The sequence below is a fragment of the Xanthomonas codiaei genome (genome assembly GCF_002939785.1).
Taxonomy (GTDB): Bacteria; Pseudomonadota; Gammaproteobacteria; order Xanthomonadales; family Xanthomonadaceae; genus Xanthomonas; species Xanthomonas codiaei.
Genome location: NZ_MDEC01000002.1, coordinates 190,759 through 216,104, shown reverse-complemented (window position 1 = coordinate 216,104; position 25,346 = coordinate 190,759). Strand labels below are relative to the sequence as shown.

The window sequence follows — 25,346 nt, the reverse complement described above, 5'->3', positions numbered from 1 at the left end:
CAGCGTGTCCCTGCGGTTGGCGCAGGCCGCTGAGGTCAGCCGCATCATCGGCCCCCTGCACGGTGCAGAGGGCCGATGTGGGGCTGCCTAGCGTTTGACCGGCTTGCCGTCCACGTCCAGCACCTGTACGTCGCCGAGCTTGAGTGCACGTACCGGGGCTTCGATCTTCTTCAGGTCGCCCACGATCACCCAGGTCATGGCCTCGGGTTTGATGATCTGCGCAATGGCCTTCTGCGCCGCCGGTTGATCGATCGCTTCCAGACGCGGCTTGAGGGTCTGCACGTAATCGTCCGGGCGGTCGAACTGCACGATGCCTTCGATTGCGCCCAGTACCGCGCCAGTGGTTTCGAAGCTACCGGGCAGGGCGCGGATGCGCTGGTTCTTGATCTTTTCGATCTCCTCGCTGGTCAGCGGCTTGGCGCCGATCACCGCAGTGGCTTCCTTGAAGATCTCATTGGCCGACTCGGCGGTCTTGTCGGTCTGTACCGGCGCGGAGAACATATAGGGGCGCTGGCCCTGCGCATCCATCATGCGGGTGCCGGCACCGTAGGCCCAGCGCTTGTTCTCGCGCAGGTTCATGTTCAGGCGCGAGGTGAAGGTGCCACCGAAGGCGCCGTTGGCCACGCCGATCGCCAGATTGTCCGGCGCCTTGGTGGACGGTGCGAGCAGGCCGGCCAGAATCACCGACTGCGGCGCATCCGGGCGGTTGATCAGGTACACGCGCGGCTTGGGCTGCGCGGCGACCTGGACCAGGTTCTTCTTCGGCAACGGCGTGGCAGGCGCCTTCCAGTCACCGAAGGCGGCATCCAGCTGCGGGATGATCTGCGCCAGCGTGGTATCGCCGGCCACCAGGATGCGCAGGTTGTCCGGACGCAGCCACTGGCGGTGGAAGGCCTGCAGGTCCTGGGCGTTGAGGCTCTTGATCGCCGCCTCGGTACCGCTGCCGGTGAGCGGGATGCCGTAGGGGTGGTTCTGGCCGAACAGCAACGGCGGCAGCGCACGCAGCGCCAGGCTGTTGGGCTGGGTCTTCTCCTGCGCAATGCCGGCCAGCCACTGGCCACGGATGCGCTCGATGTCGGCAGCCTTGAAGGCCGGGTTGCGCACGATGTCGGAGAACAGCTGCAGCGACGGCTGCAGCTGGTCGTTGAGCGCATCCAGCGAGGCGCTGCAGCTGTCCAGATCGCAGCCGACCGCCGTGATGGCGCCCAGGCGCTGGCGACGCTGCGCCACTTCCACCGAATCCAGCGCGGCGGTGCTTTCGTTCATCAGCGCGGCGCTGAAGCTGGCGGTGCCGAGCTTATTGCCCTGGTCTGCGGCGTAGCCGGCGTCGAACAGCAGCTCAACCTGGGTCACCGGAATGGTGTGGCGCTCGGCCAGGATCACCTCGATGCCGTTCTTCAACTTGCCGCGCTGCAACTGCGGGAAGCTCAGGTCCGGGAATTGATCGGTCTGCGGCACGCCCTTGCTGCGATCGAGCGTGCTGGCGACGGTCTTGTACTTGCCCGCAGCCGGCAGCTTCGGCGCCGGCTTGCCGGCTTCTTCGCCGCGTGCAACCACCGCCTTGTCCTCGGCGGCCGGGTCGAAGTCCTTGCCGGCCGGCAGCACGGTGAGCAGGTAGTCGCCCTTGCCAAACCAGGTGGCAGCGGCCTGCTTGACGCTGTCCACGGTGGCGGCCTGGCCGCGTTGCAGGTCTTTCTTGTAGGCGCCCGGGTCGTCGCGGTAGACCTGGCCTTCAGCCAGGATCACCGCCTTGCCACTGAAGCCGCCGACCTTTTCCAGCCCGCGCACGAAGCCGGCGCGGTAGGCCACCTGCGCGCGCTGCAATTCGTCGGTGGTCGGGCCCTGGGCGATGAACCTCCTGAGTTCCTCGTCGATGATCGCCTCGACCTTGGCCGGGTCCACGCCGTCCTTGACGTCGGCCTGGATCTGCACCTGGCTGGACAGCGCGAACGGCTGCACCGAGGCGGAGACGTCGTCCACCAGGTTGTCCTGGTAGACCAGGCGCTGGTACAGCCGCGAGGTCTTGCCGCCGCCGAGCACGGTGGTGGCCAGGTCCAGCTGGATCACATCGTCGGTGCCCAGCTGCGGCGCGGCCCAGGTGCGGTAGATGCGCGGCTGCGAGACATGGTCGTGCTGCACGCCACGCTTCTGCGCGGCCAGCGGGGTGATCCACGGCTGCTGGCGGGGCACCGGCTTGCCGGACGGGATGTCGCCGAAATACTGCAGCGCCTTGGCCCGCGCCTGCGCCACGGTGATGTCGCCGGCCAGCACCAGGGTGGTGTTGGCCGCGCCGTAGTTGTCGTTGAACCACTGCTTGACGTCGCCCAGCGAGGCCGCGTCCAGATCTTCCATCGAGCCGATGGTGTCGTGCTGGTAGGGGTGGTTGGCCGGGAACAGGTTGGACAGGATGTTCTGGTCCACGCGGCCATACGGGCGGTTCTCGCCCTGGCGTTTTTCGTTCTGCACCACGCCGCGCTGGGTATCGAGTTCTTCCTGGCCGATCGCACCGAGCAGGTGACCCATGCGGTCCGATTCCAGCCACAGCGCGGTATCCAGCGCGGTGGTCGGCACGGTCTCGAAGTAGTTGGTGCGGTCGAACCAGGTAGTGCCGTTCATGTCGGTGGTGCCGACCTTTTCCAGCGGCGCGAAGAAGCTGCCCTTGTTGTTCTCCGAGCCGGAGAACATCAGGTGCTCGAACAGGTGCGCAAAGCCGGTCTTGCCGGCCGGTTCGTCGCCGGACCCGATGTGGTACCAGATGCTCACCGCCACCACCGGCGCCTTGTGGTCTTCGTGCACCACCACGGTCAGGCCGTTGGGCAGGGTGAAGCGGGTGTAGGCGATGTCGGGAATGGCGCTGCTGGCCGCGGGCTTGGATAGGCTGGCCGGGGCGGCAGCGACGGCGGGGGCAACGGATCCGGCAGCAACGCCGAGCACACCGGCGATCAACAGGGACAGCGGACGCAGCATGTGACACTCCAGGACGGGACAATCGGCCGAGGGTAGTGGCTGCCTGGCGAGGCCGCAAATGCGGTCCGGCAGGGTGACGGCCGGTCGCGGCAGGGCGGCGAAGCCGGCACCGTCGGGGCCGGCGGCAGGGGCGGGCCTGGGCCGCGCTCGTGGCTTGCCGTCGCGCTGCTGGAAGGTGGTATGGGGCCGCGCTGCGGGCAGGTCAGACGCACAGCACCGGCCAAGGTGTGCTGCCCTGGCCGGCGGGCGAGCCCGGCCCATGCCGATGGTCCGCCGGCGTCGCGATGCTGCCCTACGAGCGGCTAGCCAAAACGACTGCGCTCACCGCCAGGCGGACGCGGCCGGTGCTCGGTGCGGCATGTGCCATTCGTACGCTGGGGTTCCTCGGCGCCGTCCACATCCACCTGACGACCGCTCGCCACGTCTTGCCAGCCGCTCCAGACGCACAGGTAGGGCGGGTCCGCGCCGCGTTCGCAACCAGAGTTCGCACGCCCTGGGGGACCGCAGTCGACCCCGCTGTACCGGGATGCCGACGGATCCGCGTCAACGAACGCGGCCGCGGACGCTTAAGTTGGCCATCGCCTCGCCGTTACTTCGGGCGACCTACCTTGACCCGACGCCACTCGCCGACCACGCCATGACCGCCCCGCTGCCGCCCGTGCCGATCCCCGCCAACGATGCCCTGCGCGTGGAAGCGGTACGCCGGCTGGAGGTGCTGGACACCGAAGCCGAAGCCGAGTTCGACGACATCGCCTGGCTGGCCGCGCACGTGACCGGTGCGCCGATGGCGCTGGTGTCGCTGCTCGATGCCGACCGGCAGTGGTTCAAGGCGCGCTGCGGTACCGACCTGGAAGGCACACCGCGCAGCGTGTCGTTCTGCTCCTACACGGTGATGGGCACCGAGCTGATGGAGGTGCCCGATGCCGAGGCCGACCCGCGCTTCGTCAACAACCCCTTGGTGACCGCGGCCCCAGGCGTACGCTCGTATGTGGGCGTGCCGCTGATCGGCCGCGAAGGCTACGCCTATGGCACCCTGTGCACGCTCAGCACCCGATCGCGCGTGCTCGAGGAAAATCAAAAGCAGGCGCTGATCCGCTTGGCGCGGCAGGCGGTCAGCCAGCTGGAAGCCCGCCGCGACCGGTTGACCGCACAGGCGCAGCGGCAGACCCTGAGCATGTTGCTGGAAGCCATGCCCGATGGCGTGGTGGCCTGCGGCACCGATGGCCTGCTGCGCGAGTTCAATCACGCTGCGCGGCAATGGCACGGCACCGATCCGCGCGTACTGCCGCCGGCGCAGTGGGCGCAGCACTTCGACCTGTACACCGCCGATGGCAACGGCCTGTTGCCTACCGAAGCCATTCCGCTGCTGCGCGCCTGGCGCGGCGAGCACGTGCGCAATGCCGAGCTGGTGATCCGCGCCACCGGGCAACCGGCGCGCAGCGTGCTGTGCAATGCGGATCCGGTGGTGGGCGACAAGGGCACCGCACTGGGCGCGGTCTGCGTGATGCACGACATCACCGAGCTCAAGAATGCGTCGGCGGCATTGTCGGCCGAGCGCGCGCGCTTGCAGGCGCTGGTGGATGCCTCGCAGGACGTGGCGATCATCGCCTTCGATCCGCTGGGCCGGATCGAGCTGTTCAATCCCGGTGCCGAACAGCTGCTGGGCTATACGGCCGAGGAGGTCCTGGGCAGCGGCCCGGCACGCTTCCATCTGCAGGCCGAGCTGGAACGCCATATGGCCACCCTGGCGCTGTCGCCACCGTCGTACGTGAAACTGGCCGCGGCCTCGGCTGGCGACGTGCTGCGCGAGGAGCTGTGGACCCTGGTGCGCAAGGACGGCGAGCTGCGCCGCGTGCGCCTGTGTTTCAACATCATCCACGATGCACAGCAAGGGCTGGCCGGCTACCTGGCCATGGCCATCGACGTCACCGCCGAGCTGCAGGCGCAGGCCGCCGCGCAATTGGCGGCAGAACGGTTCGCCGGTGCCTTCGAAACCGCGCCGCAGGGCATGGCCATCGTGTCGCTGGAAGGCGCCTGGCGCGACGTCAATCCGTCGCTGTGCAGCATCCTGGGCTACCCACGCGAGCAGCTGCTGCGCACCACCTTCCAGCAGATCACCTATCCGGAGGATCTGGATATGGACCTGAAGCTGGTGCAGGAATTGATCGACGGCAAACGCGACAGCTACAGCCTGGCCAAGCGCTACATCAGCCAGCAGGGCGCGGTGATCTGGGCGCAGTTGTCGGTGTCGCTGGTGCGCGACGGCAGCGGCGCGCCGGTGCATTTTGTTTCGCAGATCCAGGACGTCACCGAGCGCCATGTCGCCGCCGAGCGCCTGGCCGAAAGCGAAGCGCGGCTGCGGGCCATCAGTGATGCCACGCCGGCGCTGGTCAGCCAGTTCGATGCCAGCCAGCGCTGCCTGTTTGCCAACGAAGCGCACCGCGACTGGCTGGGCGTGGAGCCCGCCAGTCTGGTCGGCACACCCATCACCCATCTGCTCGGCGCAGCGCTCAGCGTTCCCGCCCGCATCGCGCTGGCGCAGGTGGCGGCCGGACAACGCGCCAGCTTCGAACATGTGCTGCGGATCGGCAGCACGCCGCGCGATGTGGAGATCACCCTGGTGCCGGAAACCCGCCGTTCGCGGGCGGGCACGCAAGGCTTCTTCCTGATGGCGCAGGACGTCACCGCGCACAAGACGCTGCACCGCCTGATGCACGAGCGCGCCACCCGCGATGCGCTGACCTGCCTGCCCAACCGCCACGCCTGGACCGAGGCCTTGCAGGCTGCGGTGGTGCAGGCGCAGCAGTTGCAGCGCGCGGTGGCGGTGATGTTCCTGGACCTGGATGGCTTCAAGCGCATCAACGACACCTATGGCCACCGCGCCGGCGATGCAGTGCTGGTGGCGTTCGGTCATTGTCTGCAACGCGCGGTGGAGGGGCGCTACCTGGTGGCGCGCCTGGCCGGCGATGAATTCGTGGTGCTGCTGGACAATCTGCAGACACCCGAGGCGGACTGCGCCGCGGTGGCCGAGCGCATCCGTCATGCTGCCGCCGTTGGTGCCCTGTTTGGCGAGCAGCGGCTACCGATCCAGCCCAGCATCGGCGTGGCCTGGCAACACGGCCAACAGGCCGATGCTGCCAGCCTGATGCATGCCGCGGACGAGGCGATGTATGCGGCAAAAAATGCGCGCTGCAAAGGAGCCGCGACGAACGGCCGCGACGCTACGCGTTGAAGTAGCGGGTCATTGGCGGTGCATCGCTGTTCCTTCTCCCCACGGGAGAAGGTGCCCGAAGGGCGGATGAGGGTACGTCAGCCGATGGTGATTGCGGCCGCCCGTCTTTTGACGAGCGGTAAATACTCGTCGATTCCCCATTCCCCATTCCCCATTCCCCATTCCCCATTCCCCATTCCCTATTCCCTATTCCCGCTGACTGTCGGTACGCATGCCTGATAGTCGATGCATCTCGTTTGCTTAGTAATGCATCTGGTGTGCATCGAAGCCTCCCGGCTGCCGGGCACCCTCACCCCAACCCCCGCTCCGCGCCCCGGCCCGCGCCATTGGCGCGGGCGCTCCAAGGCACACGCGCCAATGGCGCGTAAGCCGTGCCTTCTCGCCCCGGCGGGAGAGGGGCTTTGGCACGCGTTGGACGCTGTTCCTTCTCCCCACGGGAGAAGGTGCCCGAAGGGCGGATGAGGGTACGTCTGCCAATGTGGTGATGGCAGTCGCCCGTTTTTATGCTGCCTGAGCGGCACCGCGGGGCTGTGTCGAGGCGGGATGCGCCGGTGCCAGGCGGAACACGGCCACCGCGCGTGCCAGGTCCGCGGCCTGGTCTTCCAGGCTGCGTGCGGCTGCCGTGGCTTCTTCCACCAGTGCTGCGTTCTGTTGGGTCATTTCATCGAGTTGCATCACCGTGGTGCTGACCTGTTCGATACCGGCGCTCTGTTCGGTGCTGGCGGCGGTGATTTCGGCCATGATGTCGGTCACGCGCTTCACCGAGCTGACCACCTCGGTCATGGTACTGCCGGCCTGTTGCACCAGGCCCGAGCCCTGTTCCACCTTTTCCACCGAGTCGGAGATCAGTTGCTTGATCTCCTTGGCCGCACCGGCCGAACGCTGCGCCAGCGCACGCACTTCCGTCGCCACTACCGCAAAGCCGCGGCCCTGTTCGCCGGCGCGCGCAGCTTCCACCGCTGCATTCAGGGCCAGGATGTTGGTCTGGAACGCGATGCCGTCGATCACTCCGATGATGTCGGAAATGCGCGCCGAGGCCTGGGTGATCGCCTGCATGGTGGTGACCACGTCCTGCACCACGCGCCCGCCGCTTTCGGCGACCTCGCCGGTGCCCTTGACCAGCTGGTTGGCCTGGCGCGCGTTGTCGGCATTCTGGCGCACGGTGGACGTCAGTTCTTCCATCGAGGCGGCGGTTTCTTCCAGGTTCGCAGCCTGGTTCTCGGTGCGCGTGGACAGGTCGGCGTTGCCGCTGGCGATCTCGCCGGCGGCGGTATTGATCATCTCGGCCGAATGCTGGATGCCCTGCACGATGCGGGTGAGCTGGATCGCAGTGCGGTTGGCGGCGTCGGCCAGGCGACCGAACGCGCCTTCGTAATGCGATTCCACCCGTTGCGACAGGTCGCCATCGGCAATGGCGGCCATGATGCGGCCCACATCGTCCAGGCCGGCATCGGCCTGCTGCATCAAACGGTTCAAGGCCTGCACCATTTCCGCAAACGCGAACTGGTAGCGCCCCTGCTCGCCGCGTGCGGAGAAGTCCCCACGCGCGGCCGCATCGGCCAGGCGCGCGATATCGCCATTGATCGCCGACAGATTGCGCTTCACCGTATCCAGCGCGTCATGCAGGGCCGCGCGCTGGCCGGGCAGGCGGCGCATGTCGCGGCGCAGATCGCCACGGCCATACTCGCTCATGACATCCATCGCTTCGTTGATGGCATCCAGGTGCTCGAACACCACGGTGTTCACGCCATGTGCCAACGTACCGTAATCGCCGGGAAAATCTTCCGGAATACGGTGCGCGATGTTCTCGCCCTGCTGCAGGCGGATCATGGTCTGCATCTCGCCATTGAAGCGCTGCAACTGGGTCTGCATCTGCTGCATGCTGTGCATCAGCTGGCCGGTTTCATCGCGCGATTCGACACGGATGTCGTTGTCGAAGCGGCCCGAGGCGATCGCTTCGGCAGTGCGGGTTGCTGCACGCAACGGCGCGGCCATGGCCGAGGCGATCAGCCAGCACACACCGATCACCATCGCCACCAGTGCGGCGCCGATCAGGGTCAGCGTGCGGGTGAAGCCCCAGGCCTGCACCTGGATGTCTTCGGCGTAAACGCCCATCACCAACACCCAGTTCCAGGCCGGGAAGGTCTTGGCATAGCTGATCTTGGGAAGTTGTTCCTGCTTGCCCGGCTTGGGCGCGTCGTAGTAGCTGAAGCCGTCGCCGCTGTCGATGGCGGTCTTGATGTCGCGATACACGTACTGCCCGGCATCGCTCTTGTAGTCGCTCATATCGGTACCGACGGCGCGCTTGGGATGCATCAGGATGCGCATCTGCGGATCGACGATGAAGAAGTAGTCCACGCCCTCGTTGGTGCGCATGTCGGCCAGGGTGGAGCGTGCAGCCTCCTTGGCCTGGTCAGCGGTGAGTTCGCCGCGTTTGACCTTGTCGGCGTAGTGCTGCATCACGGTCAGCCCCATCTCGACTTCGGTCTTGACGCTGAGCTTGCGCGCTTCGATCAGGTCCAGGTATTGCAGGCGCGCGGCGGCGACGGCCAGCAGGATCACACCGACGGTGAGGAGCGTGCACAACAGGACGAACTTGCGGGTGAGCGGGAGATTGGCAACGTGACGACGCAACAGGGAGACAACAGGCATGGCAACGACATCCAGGAAGGCGCAGGGCGCTACCTACGGGATATCGGCGGCGGCGAGAGGGGATGAAGCGCTATCTGCGGCAGCGCCTGCTTGTAGTTGCGGCATGTCGATGCATCGCAGCTGCCTGCATGCCGGGCGGCCAGCGACACCGGCAATGCGCGGCGATGAATCACGCGTAGAAGTGCAAGGGCGTCCGCTGCTTGCGTCGCATTGCACGCAGTGATGTCAACTGCGCGCAACGGTCGTGGTGTGGATGCGATGCGCAGGCAGTTCCGCATGACGGATCCTGGCCGGACGAGATGCAGTGATGGAATCGCACCGATGCCGGGCATGCCGACCACGGCGCGTGGTCGGCATGCAGTCTTCAATCCAGCCATGCGGTGATCGCTCGATCACCGCATGGCCGGTGGGGCGGACACGCAGGGTATCCGCCCCCCGCTCTTCACTTAGGTTGCCGAGCAGAAGCCGAATTCGGCCGTCGCGCCGGCTGAGAGCGTGCGGTTGAAATCCACGCCGCTGGCGTTCAGGGTGCTGCCGCTCTGCGACCACACCACGTTCCAGGCGTTGTTGACCTTGCCGGTGACCGGCACCGTCACTGCCCAGGTGCCGCTGGCGGTACCGGTGTTGGTGACCTGCACGCGGTTGCACGAGCCACCGTTCCAGCTGCTGTCCAGGATCACCTTGGTGCTGAAGCTGCTGGTGCCCGGGGTGGGCGTCGGCGTCGGCGTGGGAGTCGGAGTGGGCGTAGGCGTGGGAGTGGTGTTGGACACGGTGCCCCACAAGGTGCGCAGCAGGGTCATCTTGTCCTGGCGCACCGTGGTCCAGTCGTCGCGCAGGATGCCGCCGGTATCGCCGCTGTTGGGATTCCACGACCAGTAGAAGCCTTCGTTGATGCCCTTGCTGCGCAGGTACTTCACCAGCGCGTCCTGCCAGACCTTATCGCGCGCATCGCCTTCGCCGTACTTGCCGCCGAATTCGCCCAGCAGCAAGGCGTACTTGCCGATGAACTGACCGAAGTGACGGTCCCAGATGGCCGGCATGTTGTTGGGGAAATTGCTGTCGTTGAAGTACGACTGCACGTACACGTCCGGGCCGTACACGTGCGGCGCCAGCAGCAGGCGGTTGGCCGGAATGTTCAGCGGGGTGCAGGCCAGCGGCTGCAGGTTGCCGCCCCAGTAGATCCCGCCATTGGTCGAGCACACCGGGTTGTCGCCGATGCCTTCCACCGCAATGATCCACTTCGGCGCCACCGCCAGCACCGCGGCCGAACCGCGTTCGGCGGCCTTGTTCCAGTCGGTGGCGGCGTTGCCGGTGCCCCAGGTGGCGGCGCCGTGCGGTTCGTTCTTCAGGTCCAGGCCGAGCACGTAGGGCACGTTCTTGTAGCGGTTGGCCACAAAGCGCAGGTCGGCCAGCCACTGGGCTTCGGAGTAGGAGCCGGTGTACCAGAGCTCGGAGATGCTGGCGCAATCGGGGGTGTGGTGATCCAGCAGCACGTACATGCCGCGTGCGTTGAATTCGTTGATCACCTTGTCGAGGATCTGCAGCGAGGTCAGGCCCTGCAGATCGGCATTGCGGCTGTAGTCGATGCTGCTGGGCATCTGGCCGCTGCGCAGCGTGGCCGGGCAGAACGGCAGGCGCACGGCGTTGAAGCCCAGGCCCTGCATCTGCACGATCATGTCCTTCCAGTTGCGCGCCCACAGACCATGCATGACATGGTTGCCGGTCTCGAAGCCGAACACGTTGACACCCTTGAGCTGCACCACCTTGCCGCTGTCGTCGACAACCCTGTTGTTGCTGATGGAATAGCTGAACGCCGGTGCGGCGGCCATGGCCAGCGCGGTGGCGAGTGCGAGCCTGCCTGCGGTCCTGAGAATCGACATGGTTTTCTCCCTAGATGACCGAGCTCGACACCCGAGCCCGGGGGGCGCATCTTGGTCTGCAGCCGCGTTGCGTGGCGTGATCGCTGCCACAGAAATGCGCATTGGCGCACAGATCACAGGCGGGCTGCGGGCGCGGTCGCTTTCCCGCACACTATCGCCGCTGCGCAGTGTCCGCAGGCTGTCCTTTCTGTCCCCGGAGTGTCTCCCGATGTCCCTTTTGCGTGCCGAACTGGCGCAGTGGCGCGCGTCGCCCGCGCGCGAACTCATGGCCGGTGCGGTCGCCACGTTTGCCCTGATTCCCGAGGTGATCGCGTTCGCCTTCGTGGCTGGGGTGGATCCGCAGGTCGGTCTGTTCGCATCCTTCGTCATCGGGATCGTGATTGCGTTTTGTGGCGGACGCCCGGCGATGATTTCCGCCGCGGCAGGCTCGGTGGCGCTGGTGGCCGCACCACTGGTGGCCGCGCACGGCTTGCCGTACCTGCTGGCCGCCGGCCTGCTGGCTGGCGTGGTGCAGATCGCGTTCGGGCTGCTGCGGCTGGGCGTGCTGATGCGCTTTGTCAGCAGTTCGGTGCGCACCGGTTTCGTCAACGCGCTGGCGGTGCTGATCTTCGCCGCGCAGCTGCCGCATCTGCTGGGCGCCAACCTCGCCACCTGGGCCATGCTCGGGGCGGGCCTGGCGATCATCTACGGCCTGCCGCGCCTGCGCGTGCCCGGGCTGTCGGCGATTCCCTCGCCCCTGCTGTGCATCGCGCTGCTGACCATCGCCGGCAGCGCGATGCAGTTGCCGCTCAAGACCGTGGCCGACCTGGGCAAACTGCCCGACGCGTTGCCAGTCCTGCAGTGGCCGTCGGTGCCGCTGACGCTGGAGACCTTGCGCATCATCGCGTTGCCGGCGCTGGCCATCGCCATGGTGGGCCTGCTCGAATCGCTGATGACCGCGCGGGTGGTCGACGAGCTCACCGACACCCCCAGCGACAAGAACCGCGAGTGCACCGGGCTGGGCATCGCCAACGCGGCGGCCAGCCTGTTCGGCGGCATCGCGGGTTGCGGCATGATCGGGCAGACCGTGGGCAACGTGAAGTATGGCGGCCGTGGCCGGCTGTCGACGCTGTTTGCCGGGGTGTTCCTGCTGATCCTGATGGTGCTGCTCAAGCCGTGGGTGTCGCAGGTTCCGGTGGTGGCGCTGGTGGCGATCATGGTGATGGTCTCGGCCGAGACCTTCGACTGGCGTTCGCTGCGCACCGTCGTCACCCATCCGCGCACCTCCAGCGTGGTGATGCTGGCCACCGTGGCGGTGACCCTGGCCACCCACAACCTGGCCGCCGGGGTGGCGGTGGGGGTGGTGTTGAGCGGGGTGTTCTTCACCTTCAAGGTGGCCGGGCTGCTGCAGATCGCGCACGACGATGGCGCAGACGGCGTGCGGACCTACAGCGTGCGCGGGCAGGTGTTCTTCGCCTCGGCCGACGTGTTCATCGATGCCTTCGATGCGCGCCAGGTGCCCGGCCGTAGCGTGGTGATCGATGTCAGCCGTGCGCACTTCTGGGACATCACTGCCGTGGCCGCCCTGGACAAGGTGGTGCAGCGGCTGCGGCACCACGATCTGGAGGTGCAGGTCAGGGGCTTGAACGCCGGCAGCCGGCGCCTGATGCAGGCGCATGCGCTGGGCGAGGACGCGCTGGAATCCGCGCTGCCCTGAGCCGGCGCGGGCGCTGCGAATGCCGGGCGTGGCGGGCGTTTTTGTCCGCTGCGCAGGCGGGCTGGCCGGTGGCTGAGGGCGGGGCGGTCAGCGGCCTCAAGTTTGTGGGGCCCACGCCGATGAACCGGCATCCTGATTGCCGGTCGCCGTCGTGAAGCCTGTGCGTTGCCACTGCCGTTGTCTGCCAGCCGTCCGTGCCCGCCACGCCAGGTCGGCATCTGCGTGTGGACAGAGGCGCCGATGAGCGCCACGCCCTTGCTGGAGCGGATGGTGGACATGACGGCCATCCGTGATGCCGATCTGCTCGACCTGAGCCTGCTGCGCACCATGCGCGAGGTCTGTGCCGCCGACGAGCTGTCGCTGCTGCGCATCGCCCCGGACGGCCGCAGCATGGCCGAAACCCGGCTGCGCGACGATGGCCGGCTGCAGTTGACGGTGGCCGAGCTGAAGGATGCGCAGCTGCGTGCCCAGCTGGCCGAGGTGCATGGCGCGGGCGATGTGGTGCAGTTGCACCAGGACGGCCGCGCGTTGCTGGTCTACCCGATGATGGAAGCGCGTGGCATCCGCACCTGCCTGCGGGTAGGCAGCGCACGCGCACCCGGTGCCGCCGAGCAGGCGATGCTGCAGGGCTTCGCACGCTTCTTCCAGAACTACCGCAGCCTGCTCGACGATGCCCAGCGCGACGCGCTGACCGGCCTGCGCAACCGCAAGACCTTCGACGATGTGATCCTGCAGCTGTTCGCCGGCAGCGCCGAGGCGGCAGCGGCGCAGGGCGTGTGGCTGGGGATCGTGGACATCGATCACTTCAAGCGCGTCAACGACACCTTCGGCCATCTGTACGGCGACGAGGTGCTGTTGCTGGTGGCGCAGCTGATGCAGCGTACGTTTCGCCAGGACGATCTGCTGTTCCGGTTCGGCGGCGAGGAATTCGTGATCGTGCTGCGCGGGGTGGATCGCGATGTCGCGGTCGGCCTGTTCGAGCGCTTCCGCGCGGCGGTGGCCGGGCACGACTTCCCGCAGGTCGGCCAGGTCACCCTCAGCACCGGCATCGTGGAACTGCGCCATGGCCGCTTGATCAGCCAGATGCTCGACGAGGCCGACAAGGCGCTGTACTGGTCCAAGCAGCACGGCCGCAATCGCGCCGCGGTGTATGCCGAACTGATCGCCAGCGGGCAGATGCAGCAGCTCGCCCCGCAGGTCGGCAGCGTCGACCTGTTCTGAGCGCGAGGACCGGGCGCGCTGCGCATCTCGCGCCGGTACGCGTGCGCCGAATCGGCCTGGATGGCGCGTGCAGCGTCTGCTCCGCGCGGCGTGCAGCCTCCTGACGCCTGCGCGCAATCCCGCCACGCCGGCAACCCAAGCGGTGTCCGCGTGCAGCAGGCACGGCGGCACGGATCGCGCCTCATTGCACCGCCAGCAGGTCCCGGCCGCAGTGGCTACACTCCGGGGCTGTTCGGACAACACCTGGGGTGCTGCAGTGAAGCGAGTTGTGATCAAGCGTGCCGGCAAGACCGTGGCGATGGGCCTGCTGGCGATGGCGGTCTCGACCGTGGTGATGGCGCAGGCGCCGACGTTCGATGGCGCGCGCATCTCGCGCGATGTCAGGGAACTGGCCTCCGACGCCTACGAAGGCCGCGGCCCGGCCACCGCCGGCGAAGAGAAGACCATTGCCTACCTGAGCAAGCAGTTCGCAGATGCCGGCCTGCAGCCTGGCGGCGATCTCGCCGATGGCAAGCGCCTGTGGACCCAGGCGGTGCCGCTGCGGCGCGCCGATATCGTCGGTGCACCGACCATCGCGCTGGCCGATGCCGGCAAGTCGCAGCCGCTGACCCAGGGCAAGCAGATCGCCATCCGCGCCGCACTGGACGGATCGTCCACCGTCGACATCGCCAACGCGCCGCTGGTGTTCGTCGGCTACGGCGTCAAGGCGCCCGAGCGCGACTGGGACGACTTCAAGGGCGTGGACCTGAAGGGCAAGATCGCGGTGGTGCTGATCAACGACCCGGACTTCGAGACCGGCAAGGGCGCCTTCGACGGTGCCGGCATGACCTACTACGGCCGCTGGACCTACAAATACGAAGAGGGCGCCCGCCAGGGCGCGCTCGGCGTGCTGGTGGTGCACGAAACCGCACCGGCCTCCTACGGCTGGGACACCGTGGCCAGTTCCAACACCAACACCATGTTCGACGTGGTGCGCGACAACCCGCGCAGCGCGCATCCCACGCTGGAGGGCTGGATCCAGCGCGATCTGGCCGCCGACCTGTTCAAGCGTGCCGGGCTGGACTTCGACGCCTTGAAGAAGCAGGCGCAGACCCGCGGCTTCACGCCGGTGGAACTCAAGGGCCAGCGCCTGAGCGCCAGCTACCAGGTCAGTTCCGACGTGATCACCTCGCATAACGTCGTGGCGCGGCTGGAGGGCAGCAAGCGGCCCGACGAGACGCTGATCTACAGCGCGCACTGGGACCACATCGGCGTGGGCAAGCCGGATGCGCGGGGCGACACCATCTTCAATGGCGCGCTGGACAACGCCAGCGGCACCGCCGCCCTGCTGGAGCTGGCGCGCGGCTTCGCCAAGGCGCCCAGGCCGGAGCGCTCGGTGGTATTCCTGGCGGTCACCGCCGAGGAAAAGGGCCTGCTGGGCTCGGAGTTCTACGCCTCCAAGCCGCTGTACCCGCTGGACACCACGGTGGCGGTGATCAACATGGACGGCATGAACCCGTTCGTGCCCTCGCGCGACTTCGGCATCTACGGCACCGCCAAGCTCGACCTGCTCGACCAGCTCAAGACCGTGGCCGCCCAGTCCAAGCTGCGCTACACGCCCGATCCCAAGCCGCAGGCCGGCTACTTCTTCCGTTCCGATCACTTCTCCTTCGCCAAGCGCGGCGTGCCGGCGCTGTCGTATGCGGCCGGGCAGGATTGGGAAGTGGGCGGCGTGGCAGCAGGCAAGGCCGCCTCCGACGACTACACCGCCAAGCGCTACCACCAGCAGGGCGATGAGTGGAAGCCGGACTGGAGCTTCGCCGGCGCCGCGCGCGACCTGGGCGTGCTGTACACGCTGGGCCAGCAGCTGGCCGACTCGCGCCAGTGGCCGAACTGGAGCAGCGATTCGGAGTTCCGCGCCACCCGCGATGCCAGCGAGGCGGCACGCAAGTAACAACGTTGTTGCGCTACTGTCGGGCGCGCGTTGCGGTGTTCGCTGCGCAGAGCACCGCGCCCTCGGCTTGTTTGCGTTTGCTGCAGGTCCCTTGCCCGCCCACCATCGCGGGACACGCTGCAAGTACGTCCCTGTAAGCTCTTTGGCGGCATCCATGCCGCCAAAGGTCCCGCGACGGTGAGCGGGCAAGGACCAGTGGAGTTGGTCGGTGTGCAGAGCGTTCAATAAAAACAGCCAGCAAACTGTCTGGTGCGCCGATTCCGTTCTTCGATGAAGCCACCAGCCAACTGGCTGGCGCGGTGTCCTCACCGCTTGCGGGACCGTTGGCGGCATGGATGCCGCCACCGAGCCCCCACGGACGGGTTAACGGCGTGTCCCGCGAGCGGTGAGGGCACGGCGCGCTCGACCAGCCCGGCTTTAGCTCCCGGCCTTGGCTGCGTCGAAAAACCTGACAACCCAACGCCAACGCCCCAGGTTGCACCTTATGGCACACCACTTGCTGTACAGCCCGGCCAGCAGCCGTGACAACGGGTGCGCCAGCCTGCAATCTGTTGGGGTTGCGTTCGGTTGTCACGGCGTAGTCTGCCGCGCGGTCCTCGTCGGGAGGGGCGAAGACCGCACAATGGTCTTCGTTTCCTTTAACGGACGATTCTTTAGGATGAGCCGCGACGTTGCGTCGCCGCCAGGAGAGTTTGTGCATCGGAGTGGTTCCAAAGCTGCCCATCCCGCGTTGTGCCTGCACAGCGCAAGGCTCGCTCCCGTCGTCGCGCCCAGCTCGCTGTCGCCATGCGTGGCCGCGATGCATCTTCCGTTTCCGCCCACACTGTCGCGCTCGTGCGACGGGCAGCCCTGATGGACGGTACCGTGACCCTTTCCCCCGCACCAACCGGCTTGCCCCCCGTCTCCGCGCTCGATGCCGGCCAGCCCACGCTGCCGCCGGAAGCGCCGTTGGCGATGCCCGAACAATCGCTGCGCGAGGGCCAGTTGCAGGTGCCGCACCAGCGCACCTCGCCGCCCGGCATCGGGCTGCGCCGCTTCTATCTGATCGGCGGCACCTTGGCTACCACCGCGATCGCGGTGTGGGTGATGCTCAGCGTGCTGTGGCCGGACGGCATCAGCGTGCTGGAAGGCTGCCTGCTTGGGCTGTTCGTGCTGCTGTTCGCCTGGATCGCGATGTCCTTCGCCAGCGCCGTGGCCGGGTTCGTCACCGTGGTGGCGCGTGCCGGGCGCAAGCTCGGTATCGATCCGGAGCAGCCGCTGCCCACGCTGCGCTCGCGCACCGCGCTGCTGATGCCCACCTACAACGAAGACCCGCGCCGGCTGCTGGCCGGGCTGCAGGCCATCTACGAATCGGTGGCCGAGACCGGCCAGCTGGAGCACTTCGATTTCTTCGTGCTCAGCGACACCACCCGCGAGCATATCGGCCGCGCCGAAGAGCTGGTCTATCACGAACTGTGCGATCGCGTCGGCGGGCATGGGCGCATCTTCTACCGCCGCCGCGCCGACAATGCCGCGCGCAAGGCCGGCAACGTGGCCGACTGGGTACGCCGCTTCGGCGGCAGCTATCCGCAGATGCTGATCCTGGACGCCGACAGCGTGATGACCGGCGACACCATCGTGCGGCTGGTCGCCGGCATGGAAAACAACCCGGACGTGGGCCTGATCCAAACCCTGCCGGCGGTGGTCAACGGCCAGACCCTGTTCGCCCGCATGCAGCAGTTCGGCGGGCGCGTATATGGGCCGATCATCGCCTTCGGCGTGGCCTGGTGGCACGGCGCCGAGAGCAACTACTGGGGCCACAACGCCATCATCCGCACCCAGGCCTTCGCCGATCACGCCGGCCTGCCGTCGCTGCGCGGGCGCAAGCCCTTCGGCGGCCATGTGCTCAGCCACGACTTCGTGGAGGCGGCACTGATGCGGCGCGGCGGCTGGGCCATGCACATGGTGCCCTACCTGCAGGGCAGCTACGAAGAAGGCCCGCCCACGCTCACCGACCTGCTGATCCGCGACCGCCGCTGGTGCCAGGGCAACCTGCAGCACGCCAAGGTGGTCAGCGCCAAGGGGCTGCACTGGATCAGCCGCATGCACATGCTGATCGGCATCGGGCATTACTTCACCGCGCCGATGTGGGGCCTGTTGATGCTGATCGGCATCGGCATCCCGCTGGCCGGCGGCGGCATCGACCTGGCCGGCAACCTGCCGTTCTCGCCGGCGCGCTACTGGCATGGCAGCAGCCAGGGCAATGCGATCTGGATCTTCGTCTGCACCATGTTCGTGCTGCTGGCGCCCAAGCTGCTGGGCTACATCGCGCTGCTGCTCAATCCGCGCGAATTGCGCGCCTGCGGCGGCGCCATCCGCGCCGCGCTGAGCATCCTGCTGGAAACCGTGCTGGCCGCGCTGATGGCGCCGGTGGTGATGTACCTGCAGTCGCGCGGCGTGTTCGAGGTGCTGGCCGGCAAGGATTCGGGCTGGGATGCGCAGGTGCGCGACGACGGCAAGCTGTCCTGGCCGGCGCTGTTGCGCAGCTACGGCGGGCTGACCGTGTTCGGCTTGTTCATGGGCGCGGTGGCTTACACGGTGTCGCCGTCGCTGGCGGCCTGGATGGCGCCGGTGATCGTGGGCATGGCGCTGTCGATCCCGGTGGTGGCGCTGACCTCGCTGCGCCGTTCCGGCCTGGCGTTGCGCCGCGCCGGCATCTTCTGCATCCCCGAAGAACTCGACCCGCCCAAGGTGCTGGTGCGCGCCTCCGAACTGCGCCGTGCCGCGGCGCTGGAACCGCCGTTGATCTGAGCGGCATCGCCGCGCCCCGTGCCCGCGTGATCGGGCAGGTCCGGCGCGCAAGGCATAATGCCCGGCCCCCGAACGGAGCTGGATGATGCTGGAAGTGATCGAACGCGAGACCGGACCGAACCCGCAATGGACCGTGCTGTGGCTGCATGGCCTGGGGGCCGATGGCAGCGATTTCGCGCCGCTGGTGCCGGAGCTGGTGCGTCCCGACTGGCCGGCGTTGCGCTTCGTGTTCCCGCATGCGCCGATCCGTCCGATCACCATCAACAACGGCGTGCGCATGCGCGGGTGGTATGACATCGTGGGCATGGATTTCGCCCAGCGTGCCGACAAGGCCGGCATCGCCGAATCGGTGGCCCAGGTCCAAGCGTTGATTGCCCACGAGCAGAGCCGCGGCATCGCGCCCGAGCGCATCCTGCTGGCCGGCTTTTCGCAGGGCGGCGCGGTGACCCTGGCAGTGGGCCTGCAGCGCAGCGTGCCGCTGGCCGGGCTGATCGCGCTGTCGACCTATCTGCCGGACCCGGCCGCCGCGGCCAGCCAGCTGCAGCCGGGCGCCACTGCGCAACCGGTGTTCATGGCCCACGGCAGCGCCGATCCGGTAGTGCCGTTCGCGGCCGGCCAGGCCAGCATGCAGGCCCTGCGCACGCTCGGCTTCGCGCTGGACTGGCACACCTACCCGATGGGCCATCAGGTCTGCCTGGAAGAGATCGACGCCCTGCGCGACTGGATGCAGGCGCGCTTGACCGCTGTCTGAGCCCATGGCCGCCAGCGCCCCCCAGATCACCTGGATGCCGGACCTGTGCCGGCTGCCCCGGCTGGGCGCGATGCTGGGATTGGCCGAGTTGGTGGTGCTGGTGGTGACCCTGGTACCGGACGCCGACGCGGCGCGCAGCATCACCCTGTCGCGCTTCGTCTCGGCCAGCGGCCTGGCACTATGGCTGGCGCTGGCGGTCAGCGTGCTGCTGTGCGTGCTGCGGCCCGCGTTGTCGCGGTTGCCGCCACGGCTGGGTGGGTTGGCCGCGCTGTCGATCGCCGCGGTGGTGGCGATGCTCGGTGCGGGCATCGTGCACGCGCTGTATGCGGCGCTCGACCAGGCCCCGCTGGGCCCGTTGGTGGGCTTCTGGCGGTTCACCCTGGGCAGCGCGGCCACCGTGGTGCTGATCACCGCGCTGGCATTGCGCTACTTCTATGTCAGCGACCGCTGGGAAGCGCAGGTACAGGCCAATGCCCGCGCCGAGGCCGATGCGCTGCAGGCGCGCATCCGCCCGCATTTCCTGTTCAACAGCATGAACCTGATCGCCAGCCTGCTGCGCCGCGACCCGGTGGTGGCCGAGCAGGCGGTGCTGGACCTGTCGGACCTGTTCCGCGCCGCGCTCGGCGCCGGCGAGGGCGTGTCCACCCTGCGCGCCGAATGTGAACTGGCCGAGCGCTATCTGGCGATCGAGTCCTTGCGCCTGGGCGAGCGCCTGCAGGTGCGCTGGCACCGCCAGGAGCCGTTGCCCTGGGACCTGCCGATGCCGCGCCTGGTGCTGCAACCGCTGGTGGAAAACGCCGTGCTGCACGGGGTCTCGCGCATGCCCGAGGGGGGCACGCTGTACCTGTCGCTGCGCCAGCGCGGCAGCCAGTTGCAGATCCGTATCGTCAACCCGGCCCCGCAGCCGGGCACCCAGGCGCCGCTGCTCGCCGGCGCCGGGCACGCCCAGGCCAGCATCTCGCACCGGCTGGCGTTCCAGTTCGGTGCCGGGGCACGGATGGCGGCCAGCTGGGCCGAAGGCTACTATGCCTGCGAGATCACATTGCCGCTGCCGTGAGGGAGAGTCGCCGCAGCGTAGGGGGGGATGTCCATGACGACCACGCAAGTGCGGGTGTTGATCGCCGATGACGAGCCACTGGCGCGCGAGCGCCTGCGCATGCTGCTGGCCGACCATCCACAGGTGCAGGTGATCGGCGAGGCCGAAAACGGCCAGCAGGTGCTGCAGCAATGTGAGCAATGGCACCCGGACCTGGTGCTGCTGGATATCGCCATGCCCGGCGTGGACGGCCTGGAAACCGCGCGACTGCTGCGCCAGTGCCAGCCGCAGCCAGCGGTGGTGTTCTGCACCGCCTACGACCAGCACGCGCTGTCGGCCTTCGATGCGGCCGCGCTGGACTACCTGATGAAACCGGTGCGCCCGGAACGCCTGGCCGCGGCGCTGGAACGGGTGGCCACCTTCCTGGCCGGTCGCGTGCCCAGCGCCGCGCCGGCGCCGCTGCGCACCCATCTGTGCGCGCGCCTGCGCGGAAGCCTGCGGCTGATCGCCATCGGCGATATCCGCTATCTGCAGGCCGAAGAGAAGTACGTCATCGTCCACCATACCCGTGGCGAGGACCTGATCGAAGAGTCGCTCAAGTCGCTGGAAGACGAATTCTCCGACCGCCTGGTGCGCATCCATCGCAATTGCCTGGTTGCGCGCGACGAACTGGTGGAGCTGCGCCGCAGCGGCGATGGTCAGGTGCATGCGGTGCTGCGCAACGTGCCGCAGACCCTGGAAGTGAGCCGCCGCTGCGTGGCCAGCCTGCGCGATCAGCTGCGCCATGTATGAGTTGCCGGCCCGCTCCGCGATAATGGCGGGATGACCACGCTCCGCATCGCCACCCGCAAAAGCCCGCTTGCCCTCTGGCAGAGCGAACATGTCGCCGCCGCGCTGCGCCAGCACCACCCCGGCCTGGATGTCGTGCTCGTACCGATGAGTACCCGCGGCGACGAAGTGCTGGACCGCTCGCTGGCCGCGATCGGCGGCAAGGGCCTGTTCCTGAAGGAACTGGAGTTGGCGATGCTGCGCGGCGAGGCCGATTGCGCCGTGCATTCGCTCAAGGATGTGCCGATGGAGCTGGACGACCCGTTCGTGCTGCCGGCGATCCTGGAACGCGGCGACCCGGCCGATGCGCTGGTCTCCAACCTCTACGCCAGCCTGCAGGCGCTGCCGTTGGGCGCGCGCGTGGGCACCTCCTCGCTGCGTCGGCAGGCGCAGCTGCGCGCCGCCCGCCCGGACCTGGAACTGATCGACCTGCGCGGCAACGTCAACACGCGCCTGGCCAAGCTCGACAACGGCGGTTACGACGCCATCGTGCTGGCCTGTGCCGGCCTGCAGCGGCTGGGCCTGGACGCGCGGATCAGCGCACGGCTGGACGCGCCGCAGTGGCTGCCGGCACCGGCGCAGGGCGCGGTGGCGGTGGAATGCCGCGGCGACGATGCACGCATCCACGCGCTGCTGGCGGTGCTGGACGCGCCCACCACCCGCGTCTGCGTGGAAGCCGAGCGGGCCATGAATCGCGCGCTGCACGGCAGCTGCCACGTGCCGGTGGCGGCCTTCGCGCGCTGGGAAGGCGAGGGCTTGTCCCTGCAGGGCATGGTCGGCAGCGCCAGCGATGGCCGGCTGATCCACGCCGACGCGCACGGCAGCGCCGATGACACCGAAGACCTCGGCCGCCGTGTCGCGCAGGGCCTGTTCGACAAGGGCGCCGCGCAGCTGCTGGCCGAGCTGTAACGCCCGGCTGGTCGGGACCTGAACCCGCCGCACGACGCCCGCCCCGCACGTAGGAGCTGCCCAGGCCACGAGAGAAGTTTCGCAGGAGCGGCCCAGGCCGCGAGAGAAGTTTCGTAGGAGCGGCCCAGGCCGCGAGAGGCCTTACCGGGAAAGCCGTCGCGGCCGGGTCCGCTCCTACGCGCGCAGACGCAGGCGCTTACTTGAAGGTGTAGACCAGGTTCACCGTGGTCAGCGTATCGGTCTTCTTGTCGCCTTCGCTGACATCGCTGTTGTGGCGCATCTGCCAGGCGGCCTTCAGCGCGAAGTGCGAGTTCATGCTGACCTGCACGCCGAAATCGTTCTGCGCGTAGGTGTTGTATTCGCCCGATTCCACCAGCAGCGTGTTGATCAGGTCGGTGTTGTCGGTGACGGTGTACTTGAGGTCGAACAGGCCGCGTCCGATCAGGCCGGTCTCGTTGCGGTCGTCTTCGCTGTTGTGCGCGCGGCGGATACCCGGGCCCACCTGCGCATCCAGGTAGAACCGCCGCGCATCGATCAGGCGCGTGCCGTAGCCGATGCCGAAGGTGGCCAGGCGGTCGTAGGTGGCGAAGTCGTCGTGTTCGTAACGGCCGGTGGCGGTGAGCTGGCGGTGTTCGCCCAACTGCAACGCGCTGCCGGCGCTGCCGGTGTAGCGCTCGGCGGTGGTCTGGCGCTCGCGCGTGGTGCTGCCGTCGTCGTTGGTGTTGGTGTATTCGGAACTCGACCGCAATGCGGTGGCATCCAGGCTGTGGATCCAGTCGCCGTCGGTATAGCGCAGGCGGATGCGGCCATTGAGGCTGTCGGTGGTGCTGTTGCCATGTGCCGAGGCATAGCCCAGCTCGCCGCTGCTGCCGCTCCAGGGCGAGGGCACCAGCGCGGCGGCCGGGTCAACCGGCGTCGGCGCAACTGCGATCGACTGGGCCCACACGGCAGGCGTGATCAACAGCAGCGGCAACAGGACGGACAACGGGGCACGGCGGGACATGGGCAGCTCGCTTGAGGACAGGGCGGGGAGGGCGATGCGTGAAAGCGATTTCATGATAACGGACTGTGCGCTCCGTCATGACCGGGTGAACGCCGCGCTTTAATGTCGGTTCGGGCGGTGCACCGGCTCCATGCGGTCGAGTCCGGTTTGTACAGGGACGTCAGCATCGCTTGCGGTATCGCGCTATGCCGCAAGCACGCTGGCTTGGCGCCGGCGAGCGTGCACAGCGCGCATGCTCACCCCGTCGCGCGAAGAACCGGACATAATCGGCGCATGGACCGCTATGAACGCATCAACTCCCTGCATCGCTTGCTCAAGTCGGCACGCTATCCGGTCACGGTGGCGCGGCTGCAGGATGAGCTGAGCTGTTCCCGTGCCACCGTGTACCGCGACCTGGCGTTTCTGCGCGATGCGCTGATGGCGCCGGTGGAAGGCGATGGCGAATCCGGCTTCCGCTACCTGTCCGGGGAGAGCGACCGCTTCGAGCTGCCTGGCCTGTGGCTGAGTTCGGAAGAGCTGCACGCATTGCTGGCCTCGCAACAACTGCTTTCGCGCACCGGCGGCGGGGTGTTGTCCTCGATGCTGGCACCGCTGCAGCAACGCATCGAAGGGTTGCTGGCTGCCCAGGCCGGGGTCTCGCAATGGCCGGTGGACCGGGTCCGGGTGATCCCGCACCGCGGCCGCAAGCTGGACGAGGCCAGTTTCCGTACCGTGGCCTCCGGTGTGCTGGAGCGCAAGCAGCTGAGCTTCGACTACCGCGCCCGCTCCACCGACGAATCCACCAAGCGCACCGTCTCCCCGCAGCGCATCACCCACTACCGCGACAACTGGTACCTGGATGCCTGGGACCATGGCCGCGATGGTGTACGCAGCTTCGCGGTGGACCGCATCAACCACGCGCGCCTGCTCGATGCGGCGCCGCGCGATGTGCCCGACAGCGAGCTGGACGAACAGCTTGCCGCCAGTTACGGCATCTTTTCCGGCGCACCCAAGGGCTGGGCCACCATCGTGTTCAGCGCCAAGGCCGCGCGCTGGGTGGCCGACGAGCACTGGCATTCCAAGCAGCAGGGCCGCTTCCTGCCCGATGGCCGTTACGAGCTCAAATTGCCGTACAGCAACTCGCGCGAGTTGCTGATGGACGTGCTGCACTACGGCTCGGATGCGGAGATCGTCGAGCCCATCTCGCTGCGCGAACAGGCCAAGGCCTTGCTGTCGCTGGCATTGAGCAATTACGACTGAGTGCGAAGGCCAGTATCGCGTCGCCTTGCCACGTACGCCCGCGGCGGAGGCTATCGACGGCGGGCGCGGCCAGTGACCGCGCCAGGCCTCAGCGCTTGTTCGGCACTTCGAATCCCAAACGGTCCACCTGCTCGCGCAACTGCGGCACGCGCTTGAGCTTGTCGGTGTAGATGGCGTAGTCGTCGCGCATCTTGTTGACCAGGGTGCGGTACTGCTCGCGGCTCATGTCCGGCTTGCGCGCGAAGATCCAGGCCAGGTCGCGGCCGGGGTAGGAGATCAGCATCCACGAGCCATCCGGGGCGATTTCCAGGATGCGCTGCTTGGCCGGGATCACCTTGTAGAACCACACCCGCCAGTCGCGGTTGCCGCTGTCCGCATCCACCGACGCGCGTGCAGTGACTTCCTTTTCCGGCTCGCCAAAGCCTTCGCGGTACAGATAGCGCACGGCCACCTTGCCGTCTTCCACCAGGGTGTATTCGTCGCGGCTGGTGACGTGGCCGCGCTCGACCGGGTTGGGCATGCGGGCGATCACATACCAGGTGCCCATGATCTTGGACAGATCGATCGCCGGCTCGGTGGTGGATGCGTCCTTGGCATGCGCCACCGGCAGGCCGAGGACGAGCAGGACAGCGAGGGCGATCGTAACGGTCAGGCGCATCGCAACATCACAAAAGGGGCAGTAGGTGCAGCACACTACCGCATGCAGGGGGCAAGTTCGCGTCAACGGTCGGGCCTGGCGTGTGCGCCAGCGGTGTTTGCGGCCGGTCGCTGCCGGCCGCGGCGTGCGACCGGCGACGAGCTGGCGCCGCATTGCCGCGCGCCGGGTGGGTGGCGCGCGTTCGGTCGCCGGAGTGAGGCTGTGGGAGGTGCCGTACGGGCCGCGGTGATCTTGCCGCCGTGCCTGTGTCCCCAAGCCGCGTGTCTATTCCGGCGGGGCGTGCCGTATGCGAGGCGTTCGGAACGGCATGCACTGGCTGCTGGCGTGGGCCCACCGCAGCACAGATGCGGCCTTGCAGATCCCTCGCCTGGTGCGACGGCCACCGCTTGTCGCCACCGATCACCTCCTGCAAGGCAATGCGCAGCCACTGGCTCTCCAGCGGCCCATGCGCGGCGGCGGCAGCGCGCGCTGCCGCAGTGCCGGCGTCAAGGTCGCAATCGGTGAGATGGGCGCCGGCAATCCTGCCGGCCTGTCCTGATCCTTCCCGTCAC

General features: G+C 67.8%; 16 protein-coding genes, 1 other RNA gene and 1 pseudogene. 13 read left to right on the top strand and 5 right to left on the bottom strand.

Going from position 1 to position 25,346, the window contains the following annotated elements:
• Positions 1–87: 87 nt before the first annotated feature.
• Positions 88–2,967: a M16 family metallopeptidase gene (locus tag XcodCFBP4690_RS02260; RefSeq protein WP_104539438.1), complete on the bottom strand. Its 2,880-nt coding sequence runs from the start codon at positions 2,965–2,967 to the stop codon at positions 88–90.
• A 358-nt stretch (positions 2,968–3,325) separates the two neighbouring features.
• On the opposite strand from XcodCFBP4690_RS02260, the gene XcodCFBP4690_RS02255 reads away from it, so the two are divergent.
• Both XcodCFBP4690_RS02255 and XcodCFBP4690_RS02250 read left to right on the top strand, forming a co-directional pair.
• A non-coding RNA gene (locus XcodCFBP4690_RS02255) (sX9 sRNA) lies at positions 3,326–3,401 on the top strand.
• 92 nt (positions 3,402–3,493) lie between these two features.
• Positions 3,494–6,199 (top strand): PAS domain S-box protein, encoded by a 2,706-nt coding sequence (locus XcodCFBP4690_RS02250; protein ID WP_146091810.1) that lies wholly within the window; start codon positions 3,494–3,496, stop codon positions 6,197–6,199.
• Positions 6,200–6,700: 501 nt separating this feature from the next.
• On the opposite strand, the gene XcodCFBP4690_RS02240 is transcribed toward XcodCFBP4690_RS02250, so the two are convergent.
• Together XcodCFBP4690_RS02240 and XcodCFBP4690_RS02235 are read right to left on the bottom strand one after the other, a co-directional pair.
• Entirely contained in the window at positions 6,701–8,833 is a 2,133-nt protein-coding gene (locus XcodCFBP4690_RS02240) for a methyl-accepting chemotaxis protein (RefSeq protein WP_208622675.1), read from the bottom strand.
• Positions 8,834–9,297: 464 nt separating this feature from the next.
• A complete protein-coding gene (locus XcodCFBP4690_RS02235) occupies positions 9,298–10,731 on the bottom strand; it encodes a cellulase family glycosylhydrolase (RefSeq protein ID WP_104539434.1) in 1,434 nt (477 codons plus the stop codon).
• Between the two features lie 208 nt (positions 10,732–10,939).
• Between XcodCFBP4690_RS02235 and XcodCFBP4690_RS02230 the strand changes: the two genes are divergently transcribed.
• The 9 genes and pseudogenes from XcodCFBP4690_RS02230 (at position 10,940) to hemC (ending at position 21,895) form a co-directional block, all read left to right on the top strand.
• A complete protein-coding gene (locus XcodCFBP4690_RS02230) occupies positions 10,940–12,427 on the top strand; it encodes a SulP family inorganic anion transporter (protein WP_104539433.1) in 1,488 nt (495 codons plus the stop codon).
• A gap of 240 nt (positions 12,428–12,667) precedes the next feature.
• Positions 12,668–13,648, top strand: coding sequence for a GGDEF domain-containing protein (locus XcodCFBP4690_RS02225; protein ID WP_167394434.1), 981 nt, complete (start codon positions 12,668–12,670; stop codon positions 13,646–13,648).
• Between the two features lie 298 nt (positions 13,649–13,946).
• Positions 13,947–15,581 (top strand): M28 family metallopeptidase, encoded by a 1,635-nt coding sequence (locus XcodCFBP4690_RS02220; RefSeq protein WP_104539490.1) that lies wholly within the window; start codon positions 13,947–13,949, stop codon positions 15,579–15,581.
• A gap of 117 nt (positions 15,582–15,698) precedes the next feature.
• Positions 15,699–15,948, top strand: a pseudogene (locus XcodCFBP4690_RS23375) (hypothetical protein).
• A gap of 485 nt (positions 15,949–16,433) precedes the next feature.
• Positions 16,434–18,371: a glucans biosynthesis glucosyltransferase MdoH gene (gene mdoH / locus XcodCFBP4690_RS02205; protein ID WP_104539431.1), complete on the top strand. Its 1,938-nt coding sequence runs from the start codon at positions 16,434–16,436 to the stop codon at positions 18,369–18,371.
• 82 nt (positions 18,372–18,453) lie between these two features.
• Complete coding sequence (locus XcodCFBP4690_RS02200; protein WP_104539430.1) at positions 18,454–19,122, top strand: alpha/beta hydrolase; 669 nt, start codon at positions 18,454–18,456, stop codon at positions 19,120–19,122.
• Positions 19,123–19,126: 4 nt separating this feature from the next.
• Positions 19,127–20,179 carry a sensor histidine kinase gene (locus tag XcodCFBP4690_RS02195; RefSeq protein ID WP_104539429.1) on the top strand — a complete coding sequence of 351 codons (1,053 nt, stop codon included), beginning with the start codon at positions 19,127–19,129 and terminating at the stop codon, positions 20,177–20,179.
• A 33-nt stretch (positions 20,180–20,212) separates the two neighbouring features.
• Positions 20,213–20,950, top strand: coding sequence for a LytR/AlgR family response regulator transcription factor (locus XcodCFBP4690_RS02190; protein WP_167394433.1), 738 nt, complete (start codon positions 20,213–20,215; stop codon positions 20,948–20,950).
• A 30-nt stretch (positions 20,951–20,980) separates the two neighbouring features.
• Complete coding sequence (hemC, locus tag XcodCFBP4690_RS02185) at positions 20,981–21,895, top strand: hydroxymethylbilane synthase (RefSeq protein WP_104539427.1); 915 nt, start codon at positions 20,981–20,983, stop codon at positions 21,893–21,895.
• A gap of 196 nt (positions 21,896–22,091) precedes the next feature.
• Here hemC and XcodCFBP4690_RS02180 read toward each other — a convergent pair whose 3' ends face one another.
• Positions 22,092–22,898, bottom strand: a complete 807-nt coding sequence (locus XcodCFBP4690_RS02180; RefSeq protein WP_104539426.1) for a DUF481 domain-containing protein — start codon at positions 22,896–22,898, stop codon at positions 22,092–22,094.
• Positions 22,899–23,171: 273 nt separating this feature from the next.
• Between XcodCFBP4690_RS02180 and XcodCFBP4690_RS02175 the strand changes: the two genes are divergently transcribed.
• Positions 23,172–24,137 carry a helix-turn-helix transcriptional regulator gene (locus XcodCFBP4690_RS02175; RefSeq protein WP_104539425.1) on the top strand — a complete coding sequence of 322 codons (966 nt, stop codon included), beginning with the start codon at positions 23,172–23,174 and terminating at the stop codon, positions 24,135–24,137.
• A gap of 88 nt (positions 24,138–24,225) precedes the next feature.
• On the opposite strand, the gene XcodCFBP4690_RS02170 is transcribed toward XcodCFBP4690_RS02175, so the two are convergent.
• A complete protein-coding gene (locus XcodCFBP4690_RS02170; RefSeq protein ID WP_104539424.1) occupies positions 24,226–24,795 on the bottom strand; it encodes a lipocalin family protein in 570 nt (189 codons plus the stop codon).
• A gap of 307 nt (positions 24,796–25,102) precedes the next feature.
• On the opposite strand from XcodCFBP4690_RS02170, the gene XcodCFBP4690_RS02165 reads away from it, so the two are divergent.
• Complete coding sequence (locus XcodCFBP4690_RS02165) at positions 25,103–25,333, top strand: hypothetical protein (protein ID WP_104539423.1); 231 nt, start codon at positions 25,103–25,105, stop codon at positions 25,331–25,333.
• The last annotated feature ends 13 nt before the right edge of the window (positions 25,334–25,346 follow it).